Source organism: Azospirillum himalayense, assembly GCF_042657465.1.
GTDB classification, from domain to species: domain Bacteria; phylum Pseudomonadota; class Alphaproteobacteria; order Azospirillales; family Azospirillaceae; genus Azospirillum; species Azospirillum himalayense.
This window is the reverse complement of record NZ_JBHSLC010000012.1, coordinates 1-25,479: the sequence shown is the minus strand read 5'-3', so window position 1 is coordinate 25,479 and position 25,479 is coordinate 1. Positions and strand designations below refer to the sequence as shown.

Sequence of the window (25,479 nt, the reverse complement as noted above, 5' to 3'; positions counted from 1 at the left end):
GCTTAACGCCCTTTTCGAATGCGCGCAGCATAGTTCTATGCCGGGCGGATATCAACGCACGGAAGTTATCCCCGTGCTGCAGTTGCGGCATCCTTCATCCGGGCCAGGGTTTCCGCGCGGCCGAGGATCTCGGCCACCTCGAAGATGGGCGGCGACACGGTGGAGCCGGTGAGCGCGGCGCGCAGCGGCTGGGCGATCTTGCCCAGCTTCTCACCCCGCTCCTCGGCGAAGGCGCGGACCAGGGCCTCCAGGGCGGCGGCGGTGAAGTCGGCCTCCGCCTCGAAGCGGGCGGCGAGGTCGGTCAGGACGCCGCGACCCTTCTCGTCCAACAGCGCGGCGGCCTTCTCGTCCATCGCCAGCGGACGGGCGGCGAGGTAGAAGCGGGCGCTCTGGGCGAGATCGACCACGGTGCGGGCGCGCTGCTTCAGCCCGTTCATGGCGCGGGTCAGCAGATCGCGCTCCGACTCGGTCAGCGCGCGGCCAAGCTCGGCCTCCAGCCGCGGGGCGGCCAGACCCACGAGGCGGGCGTCGTCGGCCTGCCGCATGTAGTGGGCGTTCAGGTTCTCCAGCTTGGCGAAATCGAAGCGCGAGGGGGAACGCCCGATGCCTTCCAGGTTGAACCACTCCACGGCCTGTTCGGTCGAGATGATCTCGTCGTCGCCGTGCGCCCAGCCGAGCCGCAGCAGGTAGTTGCGGATCGCCTCCGGCAGGTAGCCCATGTCGCGGTAGGCGTCGACGCCGAGCGCGCCGTGGCGCTTCGACAGCTTGGCGCCGTCCGGCCCGTGGATCAGCGGGATATGGCCGAACTCCGGCAGGTCCCAGCCCATGGCGTTGTAGATCTGGATCTGGCGGAAGGTGTTGGTCAGATGGTCGTCGCCGCGGATGACGTGGGTCACGCCCATGTCGTGGTCGTCCACCACCACCGCCAGCAGATAGGTCGGGGTGCCGTCGGCGCGCAGCAGGATCAGGTCGTCGAGCTGGGCGTTCTGCACCGTCACCTCGCCCTGGACGCGGTCCTTCAGGACCGTCTCGCCCTCCTGCGGCGCCTTCAGGCGGATCACCGGCTTCACGCCGGCCGGCGCCTCCGAGGGGTCGCGGTCGCGCCAGCGCCCGTCGTAGCGCACCGGCTGGCCGGCGGCCTTCTGGGCGGCGCGCATCTCCTCCAACTCCTCGGGGCTCGCGTAGCAGTAATAGGCGCGGCCGGCGGCCAGCATCTGCTGCGCCACCTCGGCGTGGCGGTCCTTGCGGGCGAACTGGCTGACCGCGTCGCCGTCCCAGTCGAGGCCAAGCCAGGACAGGCCGTCGAGGATGGCGTCCACCGCGGCGTCCGTCGAGCGCTGGCGGTCGGTGTCCTCGATGCGCAACAGGTACGTGCCGCCATTGCGGCGCGCGTATAGCCAGTTGAACAGCGCGGTGCGCGCACCGCCGATGTGGAGAAAGCCGGTGGGCGACGGGGCGAAGCGGGTGACGACGGTCATGGGAGGCTCAATTCCAGGTTCGGCGCTGCTACAGTGCTGCGGCGGCCGAGCGGCTGCTGCTGCGGTGCGACTGCGGTGGTGCGGTGGTGTAACACATTAAGGGCGCCGGAGGCATTTGCCTTGCGCGCATAGGCGACAGTATGGCCCACGGGGTTGAAGAGGGCATGGCCGGAGGTTTGGCGGCGGAGGAGGGCGATGCCGGTCCTGTCCGTCGCGGCGTCGGCACGCGCCTTCTCGTTGCGGTGTTGGAATGCCTCGCCGCGGAACGGGAGCGCTGGGCGTTGTGGCTGCCCGTGGGGACCGGGGCGGGTGTGGCCCTGTATGTCGGCCTGCCCGCCGAGCCGCCGCTCTGGCTGGGGCCGGGCGCCGCGGTCGGTTGTCTGGCTCTGCTGTGGCTGGCGAGGCGGCGTCTGGCGCCGGTCGTTCTGCTGCTGGGGCTGTTGAGCGTCGCTCTGGGTTTCGCGGCAGCGCAACTGCACAGCGTGGCTGCGATGGCGCCGATGCTGACGCGCGAGCTTGGGCCGGTGCAGGTGACCGGGCGGGTGCTGGCAGTCGAGCGGCAGCCCACCGGCACGCGGTTGATGATCGGCGAACCGACGGTGGAGCGCTTGACCCCGGAGGCGACGCCGGCGCGGGTCCGCCTGCATCTGCCCGCCAAGGTGGCTCCGCCGGAGGCCGGGACGGTGGTCCGGCTGCGCGCCATGCTCCACCCGCCGGCCGCTCCGGCGGAGCCGGGAGCCTTCGACCTGCAGCGGCGGGCCTATTTCGAAGGCTTCGGCGCGGTCGGCTTCGTCATGGGCGCTCCCATCGCCCAGGAGGCGCCACCGCCCGGCGGCTGGCGCCGGGTGACCGTGGCCTTCGAGCGGGCGCGTGCCGCCATCGCCGAGCGGGTGCGCGCCGTCGTCGCCGATTCCGCGGAGGCCAGCGTCACCGCCGCCCTGCTGAACGGCGACGCGGCGGCGATTCCCGAACCGATGATGGACGCCTTCCGCGACAGCGGGCTGGCGCATCTCCTGTCCATTTCCGGCCTGCATGTGGGCATCGCCGCGGGGATCGTCTTCTGGGTGGTGCGGGCGCTGCTGGCGCTGGTTCCCTGGATCGCGCTGCGCTGGCCGATCAAGAAGATCGCGGCGCTGGCCGGCATCCTCTCGGCCATCCTCTACACGCTGCTGGTGGGGGCGCCCCTGCCGACGCTGCGGTCGGTGCTGATGACCGGTCTCGTCATGGGCGCGGTCATCGCCGACCGGTCGCCGATCAGCATGCGGCTGGTCGCCTTCGCCGGCCTCGTCACCGTCCTCTACGACCCGGAGGGGATGCTGGGGCCGAGCTTCCAGATGTCTTTCGCGGCGGTCATCGCCCTGATCGCTGCTTTCGAACGCTTCACGCCCTGGGCGGTGCGCCGGCGGCGCGAGATGGGCTGGCTCGGCCGGGGAGCGATGACGCTGGGCGGCATCGCCTTTTCCAGCGTGGTGGCTACGGTCGCGACGACGCCCTACGGGCTCTACCATTTCCAACAGGTCGCCTTCTACGGCGTGTTGTCCAACATGGTGGCGATCCCCATCACGACGGTGTGGATCATGCCCTTCAGCCTGCTGTCCTACCTGCTGCTGCCCTTCGGGCTGGAGGGGTCGGCTGTGACGGCGATGAGCTGGGGTGTCCGGCTGGTCATCGAAACGGCGGAGCGGACCGCGGCGCTGCCCGGAGCGACGGCGTTCCTGCCGGCCATGCCGGACGCCGCCATCGCGGCGGTCACGCTGGGCGGGCTGTGGCTGGCGATCTGGACAAGGCGCTGGCGCTGGCTGGGGTTGGTGGCCTTGGCCGGCGGGCTGGTCGCCCCGGCCGTCGCGCCGCGGCCCGACATCCTGGTGTCGGAGGATGGAAAACTGATGGCCGTGCGCGGCGCGGACGGGATTCTCAGCCTTTCCATCGCCAGCGATGGGCGGGTCGCCAGCACGTGGAGACGGCGCGACGGCATGGAGAAGCCGGAGGAGACGGCCGGCCAGGATGTCTGGCCGCTCGCCGGGGTCAGCCTGGACGGGCGGCTGCGCTGCGACGCACTGGGGTGCCTTTACCGCGCGCAGGGGAAGACGGTGGCGCTCCTGCGCCAGCCGGATGCCTTGCCGGAGGATTGCGCGGTGGCCGATGCGGTGGTGACCGCGACCCCATCGCGCGGGTGCCGGGCGCCGCTGGTCATCGACCGTTGGCAACTGCGGCGGGAGGGCGCGCACACGCTCACCCTGTCGGACGAGGGCATCCGGGTTGAAAGCGTGCGCGGTCGGCGTGGCGACCGCCCGTGGACGATGGGGGGAAGGACGATGGGCGGAACGCCGACCGATGGAAGGACCGGGGCGCGCTGAACCGCCGCCCCGGAGCATCCTGGTCAGTACTTCCGCACCAGACCGACGAGGCGGCCCTGCACCCGAACGCGGTCGGCGCCGAAGATCCGGGTCTCGTAGGCGGCGTTGGCCGGTTCGAGCGCCACGGTGTTGCCCTTGCGGCGCAGACGCTTCAGCGTGACCTCGGCGTCGTCGACCAGGGCGACGACGATCGAGCCGTTCTCCGCGCTGTCGCAGCGCTGGATGACCACGGTGTCATGGTCGAGGATGCCGGCCTCCACCATGGAATCGCCGGCGACTTCCAGCGCGTAGTGGTCGCCCATGCCGAGCATGGCGGCGGGAATGTCCACGAAGGCGGAGCCGTCGCGCAACGCCTCGATGGGCGTGCCGGCGGCGATCCGGCCGTAGAGCGGAAGCTGGACCGATTCGGACGCCGGGTTCGCCTCCCGCCCCGCGAAGCTGAAGTCGCCCTTGATGACGTTGGGCTGGAACTTGGCGCGCGGCGGCCGGGTGCGGGCGGTCTCAAGCCCCTCCGGCAGGCGCAGCACCTCCAGCGCGCGGGCGCGGTGAGGCAGGCGGCGGATGAAGCCGCGCTCCTCCAGCCCCGTGATGAGGCGGTGGATGCCCGACTTGGACTTCAGGTTGAGAGCGTCCTTCATTTCGTCGAAGGAAGGGGACACACCGCCCTGTCCGAGCCGCTCGTTGATGAAAAGCAGCAATTCATGCTGCTTGCGCGTGAGCATTTGTGCCTCCCGGCCGGTTCCGCACTAGATATGGAACAAAAGCAAAACGTTCCATCTTGTTCTAGTTTGGTTCTTAACCCCCGTCAAGCCCTACGGATGAAATCAATCGCAAATCCACGGGCAGGACTCCCAAAGGGATGGCCAAAGGGATTGCAGGTGCGGAAGGGATTAAAGCGACAGGACACCGCCGCTCAGCGGGATCACCGTCACACGGTCGCCCACGGCGGCGGCGGTTGCCTGCGGTTCGCGGACGATCAGGGCGTCAGCCCGGGCCAGCCGGGACATCATCGCGCTGTCCTGGCGCGGGAAGGGCGTGGCGACGGGCTCGCCCTCCGCTCCGGTGGACAGGGTGGCGCGCAGGAAATCCGTGCGGTCGTCGTTGGCCTTCAGCGGCGCGCCGAGCCGCGCCGCGAACGTGGCGTTCTCGGCGGGCAACCCCTGGAGACGGTGAAGGACGGGCACCAGGAACAGCAGGGCGGCCACCCCGGTGGACACCGGATTGCCCGGCAGGCCGAGCAGCGGCATGCCGTTCGCCGTCCCGAAAATCAACGGCTTACCGGGCTTCATGGCGACACGGTAGAAGTCCAGCGACAGCCCGCCCAGCACGTCGCGCACATGGTCGTGCTCGCCTTGCGAGGCGCCGCCCGTGGTCACCAGCAGGTCGCAGCCGGCCGCCCCGGCGGCCATGGCGGCGAGATGCTCCGGATCGTCCTTGGCCACGCCGAGATTGTGGGCGACGCCGCCCTGGCTGGCGACCAGAGCGCACAGGCCGAGCGCGTTGGAGCTGACGATCTGGCTCGGCCCCAGCGGATCGCCGGGCAGGGCGATCTCGTCCCCGGTGGCGAGCACGGCGACCCGCGGGCGGCGGTGGACGCGCAGCCAGGGCAGGTTGGCCGCAGCGGCCAGGGCGACGTCGCGGGCGGTGAGCAGCCGTCCCTTGGGAAGCAACTCCTCTCCCGCGGTGAAGTCCAGGCCGGCAGGGCGGATGAAGCGGCCCGCGGGCACGGCGCGCCCGACGCGCACGCGGTCCCCGGCGTCCTCGCAATCCTCCTGCATCACCACGGCGTCGGCCCCGGCGGGCAATGGCGCACCGGTGAAGATGCGCACGGCCTCGCCCGCGCCGACCGTTCCGGCGAAGGCGTGGCCGGCCGCGGACTCGCCGATGCGGCGCAGGGTGACCGGCGCATCCGCCGAAGCCGGGACGATGTCGACGGCGCGGACGGCCCAGCCGTCCATGGCGGCGGCGGCGAAGGGCGGCTGGGTCAGCCGGGCGACGGCGGGCTCCGCCAGGACGCGCCCCAGCGCGTCGGGCAGCGGCACCGTCTCCGCCGGCAGGGCGGTGAAGGCGGCGAGGATGCGGGTGCGGGCTTCACCGACCTGCAGCATCAGACCGCGCTCCCCCAGTCGCCGCTCTTGCCGCCGGCCTTGTGAAGCAGTTTCACCTCGGTGATGGTCATGCCGCGGTCCACCGCCTTGCACATGTCGTAGACAGTGAGTGCGGCGACCGACACGGCGGTCAGCGCCTCCATCTCCACGCCGGTTTGACCCCTGAGCTTGCAGGTGGCGGTGATGTCCACGGCGTTGCGCTCGGGGTCGCAGGTCAGGTCCACCTTGACCGACGTCAGCATCAGCGGGTGGCACAGCGGGATCAGGTCCGGCGTGTGTTTGGCCCCCATGATGCCGGCCAGCCGGGCCACCGACAGCACGTCGCCCTTCTTGACGCCGCCTTGCAGGATGAGCGCCAGCGTTTCCGGCTGCATCAGGACGGAGCCGCGGGCGGTCGCCGTGCGTTCCGTGTCGGCCTTATCGGACACGTCCACCATGACCGCGCGGCCTTCGGCGTCGAAATGGGTGAAGCCGCTTGCGGGCTGGTCGGTCATAGGGGTTTCTCCATGAACAGGCTCAGCGGGTCCGGACCGTAGGGGCCGAACGGGCCGCGGTCGGCGAAGCCCTGCTTGCGGTAGAGGGCGATGGCCTCGTCCTGATACACGCCGGTTTCCAGCAGCAGCAGGGACAGGCCGGCGGCGCGGGCCTCGTCCTCGATGCGCTCCAACAGGCGGCGCCCGATCTGGCCGCCGCGCGCGGTCGGCTGGACGAACATCCGCTTGACCTCGCCATAGCCGCCGTCGGTGTCGATGCGCATGGCGCCGCAGCCGACCACGGTTCCCGACCGACGGGCGACCAGGAAACGGATGTCCGGCTTCGCCAGCGCTTGCAGGTCGAGCAGATGGTTGCTCTCGGCCGGGTATAAATCGCCCAGATAGCGGTCCAACTCCTCGATGAGCTGAACCACCTCGTCCTGGAGCGGGCTCTCACGGGCAATGGTCACGTTCGGCACGGCGTCGCTCCTCCCCATTGCTTTTTATTTGGTGTCAGGTGAGCAGGGCGCGGGTGGCCGCGCTCACATCTTCCTGCCGCATCAGCGACTCACCGACCAGGAAGCAGCGCGCGCCGACCGCCGCCATGCGCGACAGGTCCGCCGGGCTGTAGAGACCGCTTTCGGCGACCAGCATCCGGTCGGCCGGTACGTGGGCCGCCAATTCCTCGGTCGTGGCGATGTCCACCGCCAGAGTCTTCAGGTTCCGGTTGTTCACGCCGAGAAGCGGGGTCTTCAACGCCAGGGCGCGGTCCAGCTCCTCGCGGTTGTGCACTTCGACCAGCACGTCGAGGCCCCAGGCGATGGCGGCATCCTCGATCTCCGCGGCCTGTGCGTCGCTCAGCGCCGCCATGATGATCAGGATGCAGTCGGCGCCCAGCGCGCGGGATTCGGCGATCTGGTAGGGATCGACCATGAAGTCCTTGCGCAGCACCGGCAGGTCCACCGCGGCGCGGGCGGCCAGCAGATAGTCGTCGCAGCCCTGGAAATAGGGCTCGTCGGTCAGCACCGACAGGCAGGTGGCGCCGCCCTCGCGGTAGGCGCGGGCCAGTGACGGCGGGTCGAAGTCGGGGCGGATCAGGCCCTTGGACGGGCTGGCCTTCTTGATCTCGGCGATCAGGCCGTAGCGGCCCCCGTCCACCGTGCGGCGCAGGGCGCGGATGAAGCCGCGCGCCGGGTCGGCGCTGCGGGCGGCGTCCTCCACCGCGGACAGCGGACGGGCGGACTTGCGGGCTTGGACCAGCGCGCGCTTGTCGTCGCAGATGCGGGTCAGGACGTCGCTCATGGCGCGGCAACCGGTTCGTTGGTGATGGACGAATTGGTGATGGACACGAGGTGCTGGAGCACGGCGCGGGCCGCACCGCTGTCGATGGCGTGGCGGGCCTGCTCGACGCCCTCCTTCAGGTCGCCGGCCTTGCCCGCCACATGCAGCGCGGCGGCGGCGTTCAGCAGCACGATGTCGCGGTAGGCGCCCTGGACGCCGTCGAACAGCGCGCGGATGGCCTCGGCGTTCACATGGGCGTCACCGCCCTTCAGAAGCTCGGGCCGGGCACGGAAGATGCCGGCCTGTTCCGGCTCGATCTCGAACACCGTGACCTCGCCGTCCTTCAACTGGGCGACGGTGGTCGGGCCGGTGGTGGTGATCTCGTCCAGCCCGTCGGAGCCATGGACGATCCAGGCGGCCTCCGACCCCAGCCGCTTCAGCACATGGGCCAGCGGCTCCACCCACTGCTTGGCGTAGACGCCGAGAAGCTGGCGCTTGGCGCTGGCCGGGTTGGACAGCGGACCCAGCAGGTTGAAGATGGTGCGGGTGCCCAGCTCGACGCGGGTCGGGCCGACGTTGCGCATGGCGAGGTGGTGGCGCGGCGCCATCAGGAAGCCGATGCGCGCGTCCCACAGGGCCTTGCGCACCAGACCCATGTCGCAGTCCAGGTTGACGCCCAAGGCACCCAGCACGTCGGCGGCGCCCGACTTGGACGACATGGCGCGGTTGCCGTGCTTGGCCACCGGCACGCCGCAGGCGGCGATGACGATCGCGGCGGCGGTGGAGATGTTGTAGGTGCCCGACCCGTCGCCGCCGGTGCCGCAGGTGTCGATGGTGCCATCCGGGGCCTCCACCGGGATCGCCTTGGCGCGCATGACGCGGGCCGCCCCGGTGATCTCGTCCACCGTCTCGCCGCGCACGCGCAGCGCCATAAGGAAGCCGCCCATCTGCGACGGGGTGGCGTTGCCCGACATGATGATGTCGAAGGCCAGCGAGGCCTCTTGCTCGCTCAGGGCGTTGCCGGCGGCGACCTTGGCGAGGATCGCCTTCATGTCGGTCAGGTCGCCGTGCGGCGCGGACGGCGTGCTCATGCGGCGGTCTCCAGCCGGCGGGTCGTGTTCAGGAAGTTTTCCAGGATCTTGTGCCCGTGCTCGCTCTCGATGCTTTCCGGGTGGAACTGCACGCCGTGGATCGGCAGCTCGCGGTGGGACAGCGCCATGATCAGGCCGTCCTCCGTCTCGCCGGTCACCTCCAGGCAGGCGGGCAGGGTGGCGCGCTCGACGATCAGCGAATGGTAGCGGGTGGCCCGGAAGGGCGAGGGCAGGTCCTTCAGGACGCCGCGCCCCTGGTGGAACATGCGGTCGACCTTGCCGTGCATCGGCACCGGCGCGCGCAGCACCGTGCCGCCGAAGGCCTGCCCGATGGCCTGATGGCCCAGGCACACGCCCATCAGCGGAACGCCGGCCTTTGCGGCGGCGTCGATCAGCGGCAGGCAGATGCCCGCCTTGTCCGGGTCGCAGGGGCCGGGCGACAGCACGATCCCCTCGGGGCGGAGCGCCATGGCCTCCTCCACCGTCAGGCTGTCGTTGCGGCGGACGTCCAGTTCGGCGCCCAGTTCACCCAGGTAATGGACGAGGTTGTAAGTGAAGCTGTCGTAGTTATCGATGAGCAGCAGCATGGGGCGCCCCGGCATCCTTCCGGCCTGTCGTTTCCGGTCCGTTGGTCACGGCCCAATCGTCCCGGAATAGCGTTCCGGCCTTGTTCCAAGGCGGGTACCCTAGCGGCTGGAGCGGTGGATTTCCAGCCTGTCCGAACCTCGACTCCGCGGAGAATCAGCGGCAGAGGAACTGCGGCGCCGTCGCCGGCTTGTCCAGGACCATGCCGCGCGCGTCGGTCTCCTCGGTGATCTGGCAGCGCCGCACGGTGCGCGGCAGGTCGATGGCCAGCGTGGCCTGCGTCCCGCCGTAGCGGCAGATCAGGAAAACGTTGTCGCGCCGCGCGGCGGGAAAGTCCCATTGCCGGATTTCCGAGCGCCCCCGCCGAAGGCTGCGGTCCGGCTCCAGCCCCGCCGGGGCGGCGGCCAGGGAGGGAGACGTCATCTGCGCCGCCCGGTCGCCCTCCACCAGCGCGACGCCGGCGAAGGCGTGCTGGTCCTTCGCCGGGTAGGGCGACCAGCCGCCGGGCGCCTCCGGCTGGGCCTGCACGGTCAGGCTGGGCGGGCAGCGGACCTCGTTGGCGAGAGCGGGGCCGGCGGTGGCGGTGACGAGGACCGTCAGTAGGATCAGGGTGCGGAGCATGGCGGTCACAGCATAGTCCCAGCCGGTGGAGGCCTCCACCCTGCTCCGCTGTTGCAGGGACGGTGTTGGGGTGCCACCTTGCGCGCAAACCGGAAACCAGGGTTCGAGATTCCTTCCCATGGCCAGAAAAACGCCGCGCAAGCCCCAGAAAGCCGCGGCACGGAAGCCATCGCCGAAAACACCGGCCGCCGCATCGGGACGGACGGCATCGGGGCGTGCCGTCTCGCCGGTCCTGCTGGCGCTGGCCGGGGTGGTCGCGGTCTTCGCGGTGGCGCTCGGCGCGCGCTTCATCATCGGGCGCGACGCGCCGGAGATGGAGACCGTTGTGGAGCGGGAGGCGCCGGTCATCGCCCCGGCCGCGCCGATCAAGGCCCCGCCGCCCAAGGTCGCCGAGGCGCCGCCCCCGCCGCCGCCGGTTCGCGAGGCCGAATCCGCTCCGGCACCCGTTCCCGCGCCGGCTCCGCAGGTGACCGAGGTCCCGGCCCCCGTTCCGGTTCCCGCACCGCCCCCGCCGCCGGCCCTGACGCCGAAGCCGGTGGTGGCGATGCTGCCGCCTCCCGTCGCCCCGCTGGAACCGCCCAAGGTGGCCCCCGGCTCGCCGCTGTGGAAGAAGAACGCGCTGCCCTTCCGCGCCCCGCCGGGCAAGCCGGCCATCGCCATCGTCATCGACGACATGGGCGTGGACCGCAAGCGGTCGAATCGCGCGGTGTCGTTGCCGGCGCCGTTGACGCTGGCGTGGCTGCCCTACGCCCACGAGCTGCCGGCCCAGGCCCGCGCCGCCCGCGCCGCTGGGCATGAGTTGATGCTTCATCTTCCCATGGAGCCCAGCGGCTCGGCCGATCCGGGACCGCAGGCGCTGCGCGTGTCGCTCGACAAAGGGGAGATCCTGCGCCGGACCAAGGCGGCGCTGGACAGCTTCGACGGCTATGTCGGGGTGAACAACCACATGGGCAGCCGCTTCACCGCCGATTCCGCAGCCATGACGCCTGTGCTGGGGGAGATCGCGCGGCGCGGCCTGTTGTGGCTGGACAGCCGGACCACCGCGAAGAGCGCCGGCCTGACCCTTGCCCGGGAGCTGCAGATGCCCTTTGCCGGGCGCGACATCTTCCTGGACAACGAGATGACCGTGTCGGCGGTGCGCGGCCAGCTCGCCAAGACGGAGCAGGTGGCGCGCAAGCAGGGCTACGCCATCGCCATCGGCCACCCGCACGATGCGACAATCGACGCACTGGCCTCCTGGATGCCGGAGGTGCAGAAACGCGGCTTCGTCCTGGTTCCGGTCAGCGCCGTCGTGCGCGCCCATCACACCGGCGGGTGACCGCTGGTCCCGCTTGAGGAGAGTTCCATGGCTGACACCTACAAGGTCGGCGGCATGACCTGCGGCGGCTGCGCCCGCTCCGTCACCAACGCCATCGGCAAGCTGGCGCCGGGCGCCGCCGTGACGGTGGACCTCGACGCCGGCACCGTGGCCGTGGAGGGCGGAGTCGCCCCGGAGACGGTGAAGACGGCCGTGGAAGGCGCCGGCTTCGATTTCGGCGGTCAGGCCTAAGTCCTTTTCAGGCCTGAGAAGGGGTTCAGGCCTGAGAAGGGGTTCAGGCCTGAGACGGATTCAGGCCGCCTGAGGGCGGCGCAGCCGCCACACCAGCAGGCCGCCGGCCCAGGACAGCGACACCGCCAGAGCGACGCCGAGCGCGACGAACCGTCCGGCTGGCTCGGCCAGCAGATGGGCGGTGGTCAGCGCCAGGGCGAGGCCGGGGTTGGTCAGCAGCGCGCTGCGCATCGCCGCGGCGACCACGCCGCCGCCCAGGCGGCCGTGCAGGATCGCCGTCAGGCTGGTGAGTGCGATGGGGTAGACGGCGGCGATTCCCGTGGCCGCCGGCCCGATGCTGTGGCTGAGCGTGGTCACGGTGGCGACCAGCAGGCCGACCAGACCGGCGCGGGCCGGGATATCGTACCAGCGCGACCGCGCCACCCGGACCACCGTGTCCTGTGGAATCGGCGCCGACACCGCCCAGGCGGCGATGCCGTAGCAGGCCAGCGTCAGCAGCAGCGCGAGCGGCAGCGTCCAGTCGACGGCGGAGCGCAGGGTGGCCGCCGTGGCGATCCAGAAGACGGAGCTGGCGATGACCGTCGCCGGCATGCTCCAGCGCGGGGCGATCCGCACCAGAAGCGCCAGATAGAGGACGATCGTCGCGTTCCCGACCATTCCCGACAGGGCGGCGTCGGCGACGAAGCCGTCGCCATGCTCCATCGCCAGCATCACGAAGGCCGGTCCGGTCGAGACGGGCAGGGCGGTGATCATGCCGCCATAGAAGGGGCCGGCCTTCTCCGCCGCCAGCGAGGCGGCGACGACGACCAGGGCCGCCGCCACGATCTTGACGATCAGCGGCAGCAGCAGCGCATCGAGGGGCATGCGGTCCTTACCGGGCGGAGGTCTCGCGGACGGTTTCCTCCGCGGCGCGGATCAGGGCCATCGACTTGTTGACGGTCTCCTGATACTCGGCCTCTGGATCGCTGTCGGCGACCACGCCGCCGCCGGCCTGCACATACATCATGCCGTCCTTCAGGACGGCGGTGCGCAGCGCGATGCAGGTGTCCATGGCGCCCGACGCGCCGAAATAGCCGACGCAGCCGGCGTAGACGCCGCGGCGGGCCTTCTCCAGCTCATCGATGATCTGCATGGCGCGGACCTTCGGCGCGCCCGACACGGTGCCGGCCGGGAAGCCGGCGATCAGCGCGTCCAGCGCGTCGTGCTTCGGGTCGAGGTCGCCCTCGACATTGGAGACGATGTGCATGACGTGGCTGTACAGCTCCACGATCATCTTCTGCGTCACCTTGACGGTGCCGGTGCGCGCCACGCGGCCCACGTCGTTGCGGCCGAGGTCGAGCAGCATCAGATGCTCGGCCAGCTCTTTCGGATCGCTCAGCAGGTCCTCGGCCAGCGCTTGGTCCTCCGCCGCCGTGGCGCCGCGCTTGCGGGTGCCGGCGATGGGGCGGACGGTCACCTTGCCGTCGCGCACGCGCACCAGGATTTCCGGGCTGGAGCCGACGACCGACAGCTCGCCGAAGTCGCAGTGGAACAGGAAAGGCGACGGGTTCAGGCGGCGCAGCGTGCGGTACAGCGCCAGCGGCGACGGCTTGAAGGGGAAGCGGATGCGCTGGGACGGCACGACCTGGAAGATGTCGCCGGCCCGGATGTACTCCTTCGCCCGCTCCACGATCGCGTGATACTCCTCGCGCGTCGTGTTGGAGGTCCAGGCGAGCGGCAGCCCGTCCTTGGTCCGCGGCTCCCGCCGGTAGGGCAGGGGGCGCTCCAGGTCGGCCACCGCGTCCATCAGCCGTTCGCGGGCGTCGCCGTAGGCGGCGGCGCCGTCGACCCCCGGCTTCGGCCAGACCGGGGTGACCAGAGTCACCGAATCGGTGTGGCTGTCGAAGATGGCGACGATGCTCGGCCGCGAGAGGATGGCGTCGGGGATGCCCAGCTCGTCCGGGTTGTCGTCCGGCAGCCGCTCCATCAGCCGGACCATGTCGTAGGTCAGGTAGCCGAACAGGCCGGCGGCCATCGGCGGCAGCGCGTCCGGCAGGTCGATGCGGCTCTCGTTGATGAGGGCGCGCAGCGACTCCAGCGGGTCGGCGTCGATGGGCTCGTAGGCGTCGCGATCGTGAAGGGCGTTGCGGTTCACCTCCGCCCGGTCGCGGCGGCAGCGCCACACCAGATCGGGCTTGAAGCCGATCACCGAGTAGCGGTCGCGCCGCGACCCCGCCCCGCGCTCCGCCGATTCGAAGAGGAAGCCGAAGGGGCGCCCGTCGGCCAGCTTCATGTAGGCGGAGACGGGTGTCTCCAGATCGCTGACCAGCGTGGTCCACACCACCTGCGGCTTGCCGGCCTCATAAGCGGTGTGGAAGGCGGCGGATTCCGGCTGAACCTTCACGGGACGGGCCTCGGCTGAGTGGGGCGATTGAGTGGGGTTAGTTGCCGCTGGCGAAGAACTGGTCGATGCGGTTGCGGTGAACCTCGACCGGGTAGCTGTTGCGCAGCGCGTTGCCGAACTGGGCCATGATGTCGCTCTCCAGCCCCTGGGCGACGGTGCTCTCCACGGTCGCCAGCGTGGCGTCGGAGGCCGCCGGGTCCGCCGGGATGATCTCCTTCAGGCGGGCGACGACCTGGCTGTCGGCGGTGGCGCCGATCACCGTCTCGCCCGGCTTCACCTCGAACAGCTTGCGCACCAGCTCGCCCGGCAGCCCCTCGACCGAACGGGCGTCGCGGGTGAAGGGCGTGGTCATGGCGAAGCTGGCGCCGGACTGGCCGGCGACGTCCTGCGCTGCGGCCTCCGAGCCCTGCTTCAGCTTGGCGGCGATGTCCTGGGCCTTCTCGGCGGCCAGCTTGGCGCGCTTGTCGTCCTGCCAGCCGGCGACGGCCTGATCGCGCACCTCGGCCAGCGCCTTGGGCGCGGCCGGCGTCACGCCGTCGACGCGCACGGCGTAGAAGACGTTGTTGGGCGCTTCGGTCAGGTTCGAGGTGGCGCCGGAGGCGAGCTGGAAGGCGGTCTGCACCATGGCGGCGAAGTTCGGGCGGCCCGGGGCGGCGTCTTTGCCGTCCGGCGCCTTGCCGCTGCTGTCGACCGCGGCGATCTTGGCGATGGGCAGCGACTGGGCCTGGGCGACCTCCTCCAGCGGGGCGCCGCTGGCGAGCTGGTCCTCGACGCGGTTGGCGATGGAGTAGAGCGAATCCATCGCCTTCTCCTTGCGCAGCTCGGCCAGGAGCTGGTCGCGGGCCTCCTCGAAGCTCTTGGTGGCGCCCGGCTGGATGGCGGTGACCGTCAGGACATGCCAGCCCAGCCCGCTGCGCACCGCGTCGCTGATCGCGCCCTGGGCCAGGGCGAAGGCGGCGTCGCCGATTTCCGGCAGCTCGTTGCGGGTGACGTTGTCGAGCGTGATGACGTCGGTCCCGGCGTCCTTGGCAGCGGCGGTCAGGCCCTTGGTCTTGGCGGCCTCGGCGATCTGCTTCGCCTTCGCCTCGTCGTCGGCCAGGACCATCTCCACTGTGCGGCGCTCCGGTGTGCCGAGCTCGTCGGCGCGCTCGTCGTAGGCGGCGCGGAGTTCGTTGTCGGGAACCTGGATGTCCTTGGCGATCTCGTCGGCGGAGAGCTGCGCGATGCTCAGCGCGCGGTATTCCGGCGCGGTGAAGCGGACCTGATGGTCCTCGTAATAGCGGGTCAGCTCCGTCTCGTCGGGCACGCCGACGTCGCCGATGGCGGCGTTGGGCAGGGTGACGACCTCGGCCACGCGGCGCTCTCCGCGGAAGCGGTAGAGGTCCTGGACCAGCGGCTTCGGCGGGGTCACCCCGGCGCCGACCGCTCCGGCCACCAGCTCACGCGCGGTCTCGCGGCGCAGCAGGGCGACGTAGCCGTCCTCGGTGAGCTGGTTGTTGCGCAGCACGCTGCGGAACTGGTTCGGGTCGAACTGGTTCTGCGCGTTGCGGAAGGCCGGCTCCTCGGCGATGCGCTGGCGCACCACGTCCGGGCCGACCGAGATCCCGGCGTCGCGCGCCGCCTGATCGTAGAGCGCGCGCTGCACCAGCGCCGACAGCGACTGGTCGAGCAGGCCGAACTGGCGCGCCTGCTCCGTCGTCAGGTTGCCGCCCACCATCGGGCGCAGCCGCTCCATCTGGCGGCGGAACTCCTGGTCCAGCTCCGCCCGGTCGATCTCCACCTTGCCGACGGACGCGACGGTGCTGGAGATCCCGCCTGTGCGGATCATGTCGCCGATGCCCCAGGCCGCGAAGCTGACGATGAGGAGCACGAACAGGATCTTGACGACCCACGAACCGGCGTAAGTGCGGATGAACTGAAGCATGGGACCCGAAGTGAGTGCGCAAAGGGCGGCCCTGCGGCCGGGGCGGCATCATAGGCACCCCGCGAAAGCCCGGCAACACCCCATTTCCCCCGCGATTCCCCATCGGAAAGAACCCGTTGGACGGGTGGAAATGCCAAGCGCTCCTTGCTAGACAGGGGACGCACTTTGAAAACGAACACCCGCGACAACGCCCACATCAACAAACGAGAGCCGGAGGACGAAAACGCCATGGCCGCACGCCGCAAACTGATTGCCGGGAACTGGAAGATGAACGGGCTGAAGGCCGACGGGCTGGATCTGGCCTCGGATCTCGCCGGACGCCTGACGGGGGCCGGGACGGTCGCCTTCGACATGCTGGTGTGCCCGCCCTTCCCGCTGCTGTTCCCGGTGGGCGACGCCATTTCCGGCAGCCCGCTGGCGCTCGGCGCGCAGGACTGCCACGCCAAGACCTCCGGCGCACACACCGGCGACGTCAGCCCGGCCATGCTGACCGACGCCGGTTGCCGCTACGTCATCCTCGGCCATTCGGAGCGCCGCGCCGACCACGCCGAATCCGACGCGCAGGTCGCCGCCAAGGCCGCCGCCGCCCACAAGGCGGGCCTGATCGCCATCATCTGCGTCGGCGAGACGGAGGCCCAGCGCGACGCCGGGCAGGCGAACAGCGTCGTCGCCAGCCAGCTCAAGGGCTCGATCCCGGAGGGCGCCACCGCGGCGAACACCGTCATCGCCTACGAGCCGGTCTGGGCCATCGGCACCGGAAAGACCGCCACGCCCGACGACGTCAAGGCGATGCACGCCCACATCCGGGCGGAGCTGGCCGGCAAGACCGCCGATCCCGACGCGGTGCGCGTCCTCTACGGCGGCTCGGTCAAGCCGGGCAACGCGGCGGAACTGATGGCGGTGGAGAATGTGGACGGCGCGCTGGTCGGCGGCGCCGCGCTGAAGGCGGACGATTTCTGGGCGATCGCCACCAGTTGCCGCTAGCATATCGCGCAGGACCGCGTTAAAAACAGTGGGCGCGCGCCACGGGCCCTTGCCAAGGTCCGTGGCGCGCTGTTGGTTTGGGCGGTCCCTGCGGACCGCTCCGGGAAGGGATCAAGGGAACGGGCTGCATGGAATCGGTGCTTCTGGTCATTCACCTGCTGATCGCCCTGGCGCTGGTCGGGGTCATCCTGATCCAGCGGTCGGAAGGCGGCGGTCTCGGCATCGGCGGCGGCAATATGGGGGGCATGATGTCCACCCGCGGCACCGCCAATCTGCTGACGCGGACCACCGGCATCCTGGCGGGCTGCTTCATGGCGACCAGCCTGGTCCTGGCGATCCTGGCGGGCGCGCACAAGGCGCCGACCTCGATCATCGACACGATGCCGGCCCAGCCCGTGGCCCCGGCGGCCCCCGCCCAGCCGGCCACGCCGGCGCAGCCCGCTCCGCCGGTCGCCCAGTAAAAGCGGCCCGGCAAAACGCGACGCGGCTCCGGCCGGGTCCGACGCGAGGCGGCCTCCCCCGAAGCCGCCTCTTTCTTTTGAGGATCGTCGATCCGGGCCGCGCCCGGGGACGGTCCGAATTCGGGGAACGGATCAGGCTCTGAAGGTCTTCGGACGGACATGACTCGCTACATCTTCATCACCGGTGGCGTCGTTTCCTCGCTGGGCAAAGGTCTGGCGTCGGCGGCGCTTGGGGCGCTTCTCCAGGCGCGCGGCTACAAGGTGCGGCTTCGCAAGCTGGACCCGTACCTGAACGTGGACCCCGGCACGATGAGCCCGTACCAGCACGGCGAGGTCTATGTGACCGACGACGGTGCTGAGACCGACCTCGACCTCGGCCATTACGAGCGCTTCACCGGCGTGGCCGCGCGCCGTGGCGACAACATCACCACGGGCCGCATCTATTCGACGGTGATCGCCAAGGAGCGCCGCGGCGACTATCTGGGCGCCACCGTGCAGGTGATTCCGCACGTCACCGACCAGATCAAGGACTTCATCCGCGCCGACACGACCGACGAGGACTTCATCCTCTGCGAGATCGGCGGCACGGTGGGCGACATCGAGTCGACCCCCTTCCTGGAGGCCATCCGCCAGTTCGGCAACGAGGTCGGTCCGGAGAACGCCCTGTTCATCCACCTGACCCTGCTGCCCTACATCCCGACGGCGGGCGAGCTGAAGACCAAGCCGACCCAGCATTCCGTGAAGGAGCTGCTGGGCATGGGCATCCAGGCGAACATCCTGCTCTGCCGCGCCGACCGTCCGATCCCGGACAACGAGCGCCGCAAGATCGCGCTGTTCTGCAACATCCGTCCGGAGCGCGTGATCGCCGCCCTGGACGTCGATTCGATCTATCAGGTGCCGGTCAGCTACCACGAGGAAGGCTTCGACACCCAGGTGCTGGCCTATTTCGGCCTGCCGACCGAGGGCAAGCCGGACCTGTCCCGCTGGACCAGCATCATGGAGCGCGTGCGCAAGCCGCAGGGCGAGGTGACCATCGCCGTCGTCGGCAAGTACACCAGCCTGCTCGACAGCTACAAGTCGCTGGCCGAGGCGCTGACCCATGGCGGCATCGCCAACAACGTGAAGGTCAAGCTCGACTGGATCGACTCGGAGATCTTCGAGGACGACACCGCCGTGCAGCGGCTGGAGAACGTCCACGGCATCCTGGTGCCCGGCGGCTTCGGCTCGCGCGGCACGGAGGGCAAGATCCGCGCCGCCCAGTTCGCCCGCGAGCGCAAGGTGCCGTACTTCGGCATCTGCTTCGGCATGCAGATGGCGGTGATCGAATCGGCCCGCAACATGGCCGGGATCGTCGACGCCGGCTCGACCGAGCTGGGCAAGCCGGGCAACCCGGTGGTCGGCCTGATGACCGAGTGGATGCGCGGCAACAGCCTGGAGAAGCGCACGGAGGGCACCGATCTCGGCGGCACCATGCGTCTCGGCACCTACCCGGCGAAGCTGGTCCCCGGCAGCAAGGTCGCGGAGGTCTACGGCACCACCGACATCACCGAGCGGCACCGCCACCGCTACGAGGTGAACGTCTATTACAAGGAGCGTCTGGAGAAGGTCGGCCTGCTGTTCTCCGGCCTGTCGCCGGACGGCGAGCTGCCCGAGATCGTCGAGATCCCGGACCATCCCTGGTTCATCGGCGTGCAGTTCCACCCGGAGCTGAAGTCCAAGCCCTTCGACCCGCACCCGCTCTTCACCTCCTTCATCAAGGCGGCGATCGAGCAGAGCCGGCTGGTCTGATGTGACCATACGGGGGAGGGCATTCCTCCCCCGCGTGTTCCGGTTCCGGGTTTCCTGTGGGTATAGTGACAGCGGCGGCCGAGCCAACGGCCGCCGCTTTTGCGTTGCGGGTCCGGGAAAAAACCAAGGGAAGGGACACAACCATGACCGACATCAGCATCCCTGCCGGCGACGGCGGCAGCTTTTCCGCCTATGTGGCCAAACCGGCGGGCGGCGGACCGGCGCCGGGACTCGTCGTCATCCAGGAAATCTTCGGGGTCAATCAGGTCATGCGCGACCTGTGCGACGGTTTCGCCGCCCAGGGCTGGCTGGCGGTCTGCCCGGACCTGTTCTGGCGGCAGGAGCCGGGCGTCCAGATCACCGACAAGACCCAGGAGGAGTGGAACCGCGCCTTCGCCCTGATGAACGGCATGGACCAGGACAAGGCGGTGGACGACCTCAAGGCCACGCTCGCGTGGCTGCGCCAGAATCCGGATTGCACCGGCAAGGTGGGGTCGGTCGGCTACTGCCTGGGCGGGCGGCTCGCCTTCATGATGGCGGCGCGTTCCGACTCCGACGCCAACGTCAGCTATTACGGCGTCGGCCTCGACGGTCTGGCCGGCGAGGCGGTGAGCATCACCAAGCCGCTTCTGATGCACATTGCCGAGAAGGACCAGTTCGTCCCGGCGGAGGCGCGGGAGACGATCCTGGCCGCGGTGAAGGGCAACCCGAACGTCACCGCCCACGTCTACCCCGGCGTCGATCACGCCTTCGCCCGCGCCGGCGGCGCCCATTTCGACGCGGCGGCGGCGGAGCTGGCCAACGGACGCACGGCAGCCTTCTTCAAGCAGCATCTGGGTTGACGCCATTCCGGTTGACCGGGATCGCCGATATCTGGGAAGGAAGGAGCAGCGCGAGGGGGCCTTTGGCATGCGTCCCCTCGCATTGCTTTTTGGAGAGCACGGGATGACCACCGCCAAGACCGTCCAGATCGGCAACCTGACCATCGCCAACGACCGGCCCTTCACCCTGATCGCCGGACCGTGCCAGATGGAAAGCCGCGACCACGCGCTGGAGACCGCGGCGGCGCTGGTGGAGATGACCGGCGCGCTGGGCATCGGGCTGATCTACAAGTCCTCCTTCGACAAGGCCAACCGCACCTCCATCAGCACGGCGCGCGGCCTCGGCATGGACAAGGCGCTGCCGATCTTCGCCGAGATCAAGGAGCGCTTCGGCTGCCCGGTGATCACCGACGTGCATGAGGCCGACCAGTGCGCCGCCGTGGCCGAGGTGATGGACGTCCTCCAGATCCCCGCCTTCCTCTGCCGCCAGACCGACCTGCTGATCGCGGCGGCCAAGACGGGCCGGGCGGTCAACGTCAAGAAGGGCCAGTTCCTCGCCCCCTGGGACATGAAGAACGTCGCGGCGAAGCTGGTGGCGTCGGGCAACGACAAGGTGCTGCTGTGCGAGCGCGGCGCCAGCTTCGGCTACAACACGCTGGTGTCGGACATGCGGTCCCTGCCGATCATGGCGGAGACCGGCTTCCCGGTGGTCTTCGACGCCACCCATTCCGTGCAGCAGCCGGGCGGGCAGGGCACCACCTCCGGCGGCCAGCGCGAGTTCGTTCCGGTGCTGGCGCGTGCCGCCATCGCCGTGGGCGTCGCCGCCGTCTTCATGGAGACCCACGAGAATCCGGACTGCGCTCCCAGCGACGGTCCGAACATGGTCCCACTGAAGGAAATGCCGGCCCTGCTGGCGCGCCTCCAGGCCTTCGATCGGCTCGCAAAAGGCTGACGAAAGGACAGGTTCGGGAACGGCGTGCCGGTTCCAGCGTTGCCCAGGCACCGTGGGCGCCGCGCTTCCGCTGGAGCGCCCGTGGGTTGAGCCATGGAGCAACGCCATGAAGCCGATCCGCCTGTGCGCCATCGCCGCCATCGCCAGTGTTGGCGCGATGATCGCCGTTCCCGCCCTCGCGCAATCGACCGCGCCGTCCGCAACGCCTTCGACCACGCCCATGCCGCAGGCCAAGCCGGCCATGCCGCCAGGGCACAGCGGCACCACCACCGCGCCGCCGATGGGCAGCGGGTCGTCATCGTCGACGGCGAAGGCCAAGGTCATCGACCTCAACACCGCCGGCAAGGACGAGCTTCAGACCTTGCCGGGAATCGGCGAGGCGCGGTCCGAGGCCATCGTGAAGAACCGCCCTTACCGTTCCAAGGACGAGTTGGTCAGCAAGAAGATCGTGCCGCAGAACGTCTACGACGACATCAAGGGGCGCATCGCCGCGGTCGGCGGCTCCAAGACCAGCGCCTCGGCGACGACCGCCCCGAAGAAGTGAGCCAATCCCCTCTCCCCTCTGGGGAGAGGGTTTAGGGTGAGGGGGTTGCGCTTTTGCCGGACGTAGCACCACGCGCATCCCCCTCACCGGCCCTCCAGGCCACCCTCTCCCCTGAGGGGAGAGGGCTAAGATAGCGTCACAAGAGGCTGAAGCTCCGGTAGGTGATCGGCGCCTCGGCCGTACCGCCATCCTCTGCGGCGATCTCCGCCAGCCGGCCGTGATGCTCCGACAGGTCGCACACCGGATCGGTGTTGTCGGCGCTTCCGGTCAGCGCCAGCGCCTGACAGCGGCAGCCGCCCCAGTCGATCTCCTTCTGGTCGCAGCTCCGGCAGGGTTGCGGCATCCAATCGGTGCCGCGGTAGCGCTGGAAGGCGGCGGAGTTGGCCCAAATGTCGGCCAGCGGGCGCTCCGTCACCCGATCGAACGTCATGCCGGGGATCGTCTCGGCGGCATGGCAGGGCAGAACCGAGCCGCTGGGCGTCACGTTCAGGAACTTGCGGCCCCAGCCGCCCATGCAGGCCTTGGGGCGCTTGGCGTAGTAGTCGGGCACCACATAGTCGACGACCAGCCGGCCCTTCAGCTCCGGCAGGCGGGCGCGCACCCGCTCGTCCATATGGACCAGCTGCGCGCGGGTCGGCATCAGGGCGGCGCGGTTCTTCAGCGCCCAGCCGTAATATTGGACGTTGGCGATCTCGATCCGGCCGGCCTTCAACTCCAGCGCCATGTCGATGAAATCGTCGACCCGGTCGATGTTGTGGCGCTGCACGATGGCGTTGACCGTCAGCGCCATGCCGGCATCGGTGACCGCGCGCGCCACCTCCAGCTTCTTCGGCTGGCCGCCGGGGAAGCCGCTGATCAGTTCGGCCTTGGCCGGCACCGTGTCCTGGAAGCCGATCTGCACATGCTGGAGCCCGGCGTTGCGCAGCCGCTCCAGCCTCGCCCGGTCGAGCAGAACCGCGGAGGTGATGAGGTTGGCGTAGAGCCCGGCCGCGGTGGCGTGGGCGATCAACGCCTCCAGGTCCTTGCGCGCCGTCGGCTCGCCGCCGGAGAAATGCACCTGGATGATGCCGAGGTCCGCCGCCTCGTCGAGCACGCGGCACCAGGCGGCGGTGTCCAGCTCCCGGCTGGCCGGGTCGAGCGCCAGCGGGTTGGAGCAGTAGGCGCAGCGCAGCGGGCAGCGGTGCGTCAGTTCCGCCAGCAGGGCCAGCGGCGGTTCGAGTCCGGTCGTGGCGCCACAGAAGGTCATCGGGTCAGGAACCCCTTCGTGATCATGTCGCCCAACAGTTCCAACACATCCGCGGCGATCTCCTCCCGCGGCGCGTCGAATTGCGCGGCCAGAGTCGCGACGGCCGCGCCCACCGTCACCGGAGGTTTGGCGGTCACGGCCCGCACCACCTCAAGCGCCACCTCGTCCAGGATCAGCACGCGCTCCGGCCCCAGGAGCTGCCAATGGCCGCGCACCCGGTCCTGGCGGAGCATGACGCCGGGGGCCAGCCGGACCCGGTCCTCCTCGGTCACGCCGTCCGTCATCGCCGGTAGACCGGCGGTTCCATGTCGTCCGGCACGAAGGCGCCGGGCGGGATCAGGCCGGGCGACACATAGGCGTGGTGCAGCGCGTCCAGCTGTGCCCACAGCAGCTCCGCCTTGTGGCGCAACGCGGCGATCACCTGCTGCTGCTGCTCCGGTGTCCGGGCGTTGTCGAGCACGTATTCGAGCCCGAATTCGACGTCGCGCGGCGCCTCGTCCAGCCGCTTGCGGAAATAGGACAGGGTGGCGTCGTTGGCAAAGGCGTAGTAGGCCTCGAACCCGGCGATGCGCTCGCGGTGGATGGCCGGGGCGAACAGCTCGGTCAGGGACGAGGCAACGGCCTCCAACGTCGATTTGCTTGACACGAAATTGACGTAGGAATCGACGGCGTAGCGGGTCGCCGGCAGGATGCCCCTCAGCGAAGTGACATAGTCGCGGTCCAGACCCAGCCCGTCGGTCAGGCGCAGCCAGCGCTCGATTCCGCCGACCTTGCCCTCCTCGCGCTCCCGGCTCTCGCCGAAGCCATCATGGTCGAGCACGCGCTGGATCCAGATGCGGCGCAGCGCCGGATCGTCCATCCGCGCCATCAGGGCGAGATCCTTCTTCGGGATGCAGACCTGATAGTAGAAGCGGTTCAGCGCCCAGGCCTGGACCTGCCCGCGCTTCAGCTTCCCGCCGTGCAGCAGTTTGTGGAAGGGGTGGAGGTCGTGGTACTGGCGCTCGCCGATGGCGCGCAGCTCGCGTTCCAGGTCCTCGCGCGACAGCGCTGACGTCATAGCGTGAACTCCATCCCGTCGTGGGCGATCTCCCAACCTTCGGCGGCGGCTGCTGCCCGTTCGGGCGAGTCGTCCAGCAGGGCCGGGTTGGTGTTGTTGATGTGGACGAAGACCTTGCGCCGCACGCCCAGTCCCGCGAAGGCGGCGATGGAGCCGTCCGGGCCGGACATCGCCATGTGGCCCATGCGCTGGCCGGTCTTGCTGCCGGTGCCGGCGCGGATCATCTCGTCGTCGGTCCAGGTGGTGCCGTCGAACAGCACCAGCGGCGCCCCGCGCAGCCGGTCGGCGAGCCAGCCCGGCATGGCCGAGCATCCGGGGATGTAGAAGAACTCCCCGTCGCCGTTGCGGTCGCGGATGCGCAGAGCCACCGTGTCCTCCGCCACCGAGCCGAAGCCGGCGGCGGACGGGTCCTCCAGATAGAGCGCGACCTTGCCGGGCACGGCAAAGGCTTCGATCTCGAAGGGGAAGGGGGTTCCGGCGGCGTCGGCGGGAACCCAGGGCCGGTCCAGCGCCATGGCGCGGCGCGGCGCAAGCTCCGGATTGACCACGCGGAAGACCGCGTTCGCCTCCAGCACGCGGTGCACCCGGTCGGTGGCGTAAACGGCCAGCGGCTGGGATTCGCGCAGAGTCAGCAGGCCCGCCACATGGTCGATGTCGGCGTTGGTCAGCACCGCCGCGGCGATGGGGCTGTGGCGCACGGCGGTCTGCGGGTGCAGCGCCGGGTTGGCGAGGATCTGCTGGCCGATGTCCGGCGAGGCGTTCAGCAGCAACCAGCGCCCGTCGCCCCCGCTGACGGCGAGCGAGGATTGGGTGCGCGGGCGGGCCGCCGGGTCGCCGGAGCGGGCGCGGCGGCAGCCCGCGCAGTTGCAGTTCCACTGGGGAAAACCGCCGCCCGCGGCGGAGCCAAGGACGAGGATCGTCAGCATGGGGTGCCTTCCCTAATCAAGGCGGCCCGAATCAGGCGGCGGTCGTCACGCATGGGAACCGGCCGGCGCTCAGAGGCGGGCGCAGGCGTAGGCGTTGATTTCGGTGCCGACGGCGATTTCGACGATCTGGGGCTTGCGCCAGGTCTTCATGGTTGGGTCCTCCGCGCTTGGATTGGCCTTGGGGTGATTCCCAGGGGCTGTTGCCGCCCGCCGCGGGCGGCCCCGCTAGCGAACGTTAGAACGCTACGGGTACGGGACAAGGTGGTCTATGCGACTTTGGAAGCAGGTGCGCTGCACAACCGGATAGGGGTGCTCCACCGTCCGGGCGTCCTTCCGCGCGTTGTTGCGCCCCAGCGGCCTTGCATCCCCCCGCACGCAGGGCTATCAAGCCCGCGCGCTTCTTTTTCGCCTGGAAAGATCATCCGCCTGGAAAGATCATCCAGTGGACGCGCGCAACGCGGAGGAAGGACAAACATGAGCGCCATTACCGAAATCCACGCCCGCGAGATCCTCGACAGCCGTGGGAACCCGACCGTCGAGGTGGACGTCCTGCTCGAATCCGGCGCCTTCGGCCGCGCCGCCGTTCCGTCGGGCGCCTCGACCGGCGCGCACGAGGCGGTGGAGCTGCGCGACGGCGACAAGTCCCGCTACGGCGGCAAGGGCGTGCTGAAGGCCGTGGAGGCGGTCAACGGCGAGATCTTCGACGCCATCGCCGGCCTCGACGGCTCCAACCAGCGCGCCCTCGACCTCGCCATGATCGAGCTGGACGGCACCCCCAACAAGGGCCGGCTGGGCGCCAACGCCATCCTCGGCGTCTCGCTCGCCGTCGCCAAGGCCGCGGCGGAAGAGG

At 70.0% G+C, this 25,479-nt stretch carries 26 protein-coding genes and 1 pseudogene; 10 read left to right on the top strand and 17 right to left on the bottom strand.

The features are described from left to right. Positions 1-65: 65 nt before the first annotated feature. Positions 66-1,478, bottom strand: coding sequence for a glutamate--tRNA ligase (gene gltX, locus ACFPMG_RS10205; protein WP_376995024.1), 1,413 nt, complete (start codon positions 1,476-1,478; stop codon positions 66-68). Between the two features lie 164 nt (positions 1,479-1,642). Here gltX and ACFPMG_RS10200 point away from each other — a divergent pair, with 164 nt between their 5' ends. After that, positions 1,643-3,835: a ComEC/Rec2 family competence protein gene (locus ACFPMG_RS10200; protein ID WP_376995023.1), complete on the top strand. Its 2,193-nt coding sequence runs from the start codon at positions 1,643-1,645 to the stop codon at positions 3,833-3,835. 23 nt (positions 3,836-3,858) lie between these two features. On the opposite strand, the gene lexA is transcribed toward ACFPMG_RS10200, so the two are convergent. From lexA to ACFPMG_RS10160, 8 genes are all read right to left on the bottom strand, one after another. After that, positions 3,859-4,557, bottom strand: coding sequence for a transcriptional repressor LexA (gene lexA, locus ACFPMG_RS10195; protein WP_014240174.1), 699 nt, complete (start codon positions 4,555-4,557; stop codon positions 3,859-3,861). A gap of 168 nt (positions 4,558-4,725) precedes the next feature. Then, positions 4,726-5,943 (bottom strand): molybdopterin molybdotransferase MoeA, encoded by a 1,218-nt coding sequence (locus ACFPMG_RS10190; RefSeq protein WP_376995022.1) that lies wholly within the window; start codon positions 5,941-5,943, stop codon positions 4,726-4,728. Further along, on the bottom strand, positions 5,943-6,437 hold the full coding sequence (moaC, locus tag ACFPMG_RS10185; RefSeq protein WP_376995020.1) for a cyclic pyranopterin monophosphate synthase MoaC: 495 nt from the start codon (positions 6,435-6,437) through the stop codon (positions 5,943-5,945). Before moaC ends, ACFPMG_RS10190 begins: the two co-directional genes overlap by 1 nt. After that, positions 6,434-6,895, bottom strand: a complete 462-nt coding sequence (locus ACFPMG_RS10180) for a GNAT family N-acetyltransferase (RefSeq protein WP_376995019.1) — start codon at positions 6,893-6,895, stop codon at positions 6,434-6,436. The genes moaC and ACFPMG_RS10180 overlap by 4 nt, the downstream gene beginning before the upstream one ends. A gap of 34 nt (positions 6,896-6,929) precedes the next feature. Continuing rightward, positions 6,930-7,718 carry an indole-3-glycerol phosphate synthase TrpC gene (gene trpC / locus ACFPMG_RS10175; protein ID WP_376995018.1) on the bottom strand — a complete coding sequence of 263 codons (789 nt, stop codon included), beginning with the start codon at positions 7,716-7,718 and terminating at the stop codon, positions 6,930-6,932. Next, the gene (gene trpD / locus ACFPMG_RS10170; RefSeq protein WP_376995017.1) at positions 7,715-8,788 is read right to left on the bottom strand and encodes an anthranilate phosphoribosyltransferase; all 1,074 of its coding nucleotides are present in this window, start codon (positions 8,786-8,788) and stop codon (positions 7,715-7,717) included. Before trpD ends, trpC begins: the two co-directional genes overlap by 4 nt. Then, positions 8,785-9,375: an anthranilate synthase component II gene (locus ACFPMG_RS10165; RefSeq protein ID WP_035673146.1), complete on the bottom strand. Its 591-nt coding sequence runs from the start codon at positions 9,373-9,375 to the stop codon at positions 8,785-8,787. The genes trpD and ACFPMG_RS10165 overlap by 4 nt, the downstream gene beginning before the upstream one ends. A gap of 154 nt (positions 9,376-9,529) precedes the next feature. After that, the gene (locus ACFPMG_RS10160; RefSeq protein WP_376995016.1) at positions 9,530-10,033 is read right to left on the bottom strand and encodes an STY0301 family protein; all 504 of its coding nucleotides are present in this window, start codon (positions 10,031-10,033) and stop codon (positions 9,530-9,532) included. Between the two features lie 79 nt (positions 10,034-10,112). Between ACFPMG_RS10160 and ACFPMG_RS10155 the strand changes: the two genes are divergently transcribed. Both ACFPMG_RS10155 and ACFPMG_RS10150 read left to right on the top strand, forming a co-directional pair. Continuing rightward, complete coding sequence (locus ACFPMG_RS10155) at positions 10,113-11,312, top strand: divergent polysaccharide deacetylase family protein (RefSeq protein WP_376995015.1); 1,200 nt, start codon at positions 10,113-10,115, stop codon at positions 11,310-11,312. A 27-nt stretch (positions 11,313-11,339) separates the two neighbouring features. Further along, complete coding sequence (locus ACFPMG_RS10150) at positions 11,340-11,543, top strand: heavy-metal-associated domain-containing protein (RefSeq protein ID WP_137102786.1); 204 nt, start codon at positions 11,340-11,342, stop codon at positions 11,541-11,543. 60 nt (positions 11,544-11,603) lie between these two features. Here ACFPMG_RS10150 and ACFPMG_RS10145 read toward each other — a convergent pair whose 3' ends face one another. The 3 genes from ACFPMG_RS10145 to ACFPMG_RS10135 are packed head-to-tail and all read right to left on the bottom strand — an operon-like array spanning position 11,604 to position 15,850. Continuing rightward, positions 11,604-12,407, bottom strand: coding sequence for a hypothetical protein (locus ACFPMG_RS10145; protein WP_376995014.1), 804 nt, complete (start codon positions 12,405-12,407; stop codon positions 11,604-11,606). Between the two features lie 7 nt (positions 12,408-12,414). After that, positions 12,415-13,926 (bottom strand): anthranilate synthase component I, encoded by a 1,512-nt coding sequence (gene trpE, locus ACFPMG_RS10140; RefSeq protein ID WP_376995013.1) that lies wholly within the window; start codon positions 13,924-13,926, stop codon positions 12,415-12,417. A 37-nt stretch (positions 13,927-13,963) separates the two neighbouring features. Next, complete coding sequence (locus tag ACFPMG_RS10135; RefSeq protein ID WP_376995012.1) at positions 13,964-15,850, bottom strand: SurA N-terminal domain-containing protein; 1,887 nt, start codon at positions 15,848-15,850, stop codon at positions 13,964-13,966. Positions 15,851-16,078: 228 nt separating this feature from the next. Between ACFPMG_RS10135 and tpiA the strand changes: the two genes are divergently transcribed. The 6 genes from tpiA (at position 16,079) to ACFPMG_RS10105 (ending at position 21,400) form a co-directional block, all read left to right on the top strand. After that, positions 16,079-16,834 (top strand): triose-phosphate isomerase, encoded by a 756-nt coding sequence (tpiA, locus tag ACFPMG_RS10130; protein WP_109138483.1) that lies wholly within the window; start codon positions 16,079-16,081, stop codon positions 16,832-16,834. Positions 16,835-16,962: 128 nt separating this feature from the next. Further along, positions 16,963-17,295, top strand: coding sequence for a preprotein translocase subunit SecG (secG, locus tag ACFPMG_RS10125; protein ID WP_094305973.1), 333 nt, complete (start codon positions 16,963-16,965; stop codon positions 17,293-17,295). A gap of 159 nt (positions 17,296-17,454) precedes the next feature. Further along, a complete protein-coding gene (locus ACFPMG_RS10120) occupies positions 17,455-19,083 on the top strand; it encodes a CTP synthase (RefSeq protein ID WP_137140419.1) in 1,629 nt (542 codons plus the stop codon). 143 nt (positions 19,084-19,226) lie between these two features. Further along, the gene (locus ACFPMG_RS10115; RefSeq protein ID WP_376995010.1) at positions 19,227-19,925 is read left to right on the top strand and encodes a dienelactone hydrolase family protein; all 699 of its coding nucleotides are present in this window, start codon (positions 19,227-19,229) and stop codon (positions 19,923-19,925) included. Positions 19,926-20,028: 103 nt separating this feature from the next. Beyond that, positions 20,029-20,856 carry a 3-deoxy-8-phosphooctulonate synthase gene (gene kdsA / locus ACFPMG_RS10110; RefSeq protein ID WP_038528264.1) on the top strand — a complete coding sequence of 276 codons (828 nt, stop codon included), beginning with the start codon at positions 20,029-20,031 and terminating at the stop codon, positions 20,854-20,856. 106 nt (positions 20,857-20,962) lie between these two features. Then, positions 20,963-21,400, top strand: a complete 438-nt coding sequence (locus tag ACFPMG_RS10105) for a ComEA family DNA-binding protein (RefSeq protein WP_376995009.1) — start codon at positions 20,963-20,965, stop codon at positions 21,398-21,400. 136 nt (positions 21,401-21,536) lie between these two features. Here ACFPMG_RS10105 and pqqE read toward each other — a convergent pair whose 3' ends face one another. The 5 genes from pqqE to pqqA all read right to left on the bottom strand — a co-directional run bounded on the left by pqqE (position 21,537) and on the right by pqqA (position 24,779). Then, on the bottom strand, positions 21,537-22,646 hold the full coding sequence (gene pqqE / locus ACFPMG_RS10100) for a pyrroloquinoline quinone biosynthesis protein PqqE (RefSeq protein ID WP_376995008.1): 1,110 nt from the start codon (positions 22,644-22,646) through the stop codon (positions 21,537-21,539). Continuing rightward, positions 22,643-22,930, bottom strand: coding sequence for a pyrroloquinoline quinone biosynthesis peptide chaperone PqqD (gene pqqD, locus ACFPMG_RS10095; protein ID WP_376995007.1), 288 nt, complete (start codon positions 22,928-22,930; stop codon positions 22,643-22,645). The genes pqqE and pqqD overlap by 4 nt, the downstream gene beginning before the upstream one ends. After that, positions 22,927-23,703, bottom strand: a complete 777-nt coding sequence (gene pqqC, locus ACFPMG_RS10090) for a pyrroloquinoline-quinone synthase PqqC (RefSeq protein ID WP_376995005.1) — start codon at positions 23,701-23,703, stop codon at positions 22,927-22,929. The genes pqqD and pqqC overlap by 4 nt, the downstream gene beginning before the upstream one ends. Then, complete coding sequence (gene pqqB, locus ACFPMG_RS10085; protein WP_376995003.1) at positions 23,700-24,629, bottom strand: pyrroloquinoline quinone biosynthesis protein PqqB; 930 nt, start codon at positions 24,627-24,629, stop codon at positions 23,700-23,702. Before pqqB ends, pqqC begins: the two co-directional genes overlap by 4 nt. 69 nt (positions 24,630-24,698) lie before the next feature. Next, complete coding sequence (pqqA, locus tag ACFPMG_RS10080; RefSeq protein ID WP_014240199.1) at positions 24,699-24,779, bottom strand: pyrroloquinoline quinone precursor peptide PqqA; 81 nt, start codon at positions 24,777-24,779, stop codon at positions 24,699-24,701. A gap of 324 nt (positions 24,780-25,103) precedes the next feature. Here pqqA and eno point away from each other — a divergent pair. Then, positions 25,104-25,479 (top strand): annotated as a pseudogene (eno, locus tag ACFPMG_RS10075) (phosphopyruvate hydratase); the annotation flags it as partial.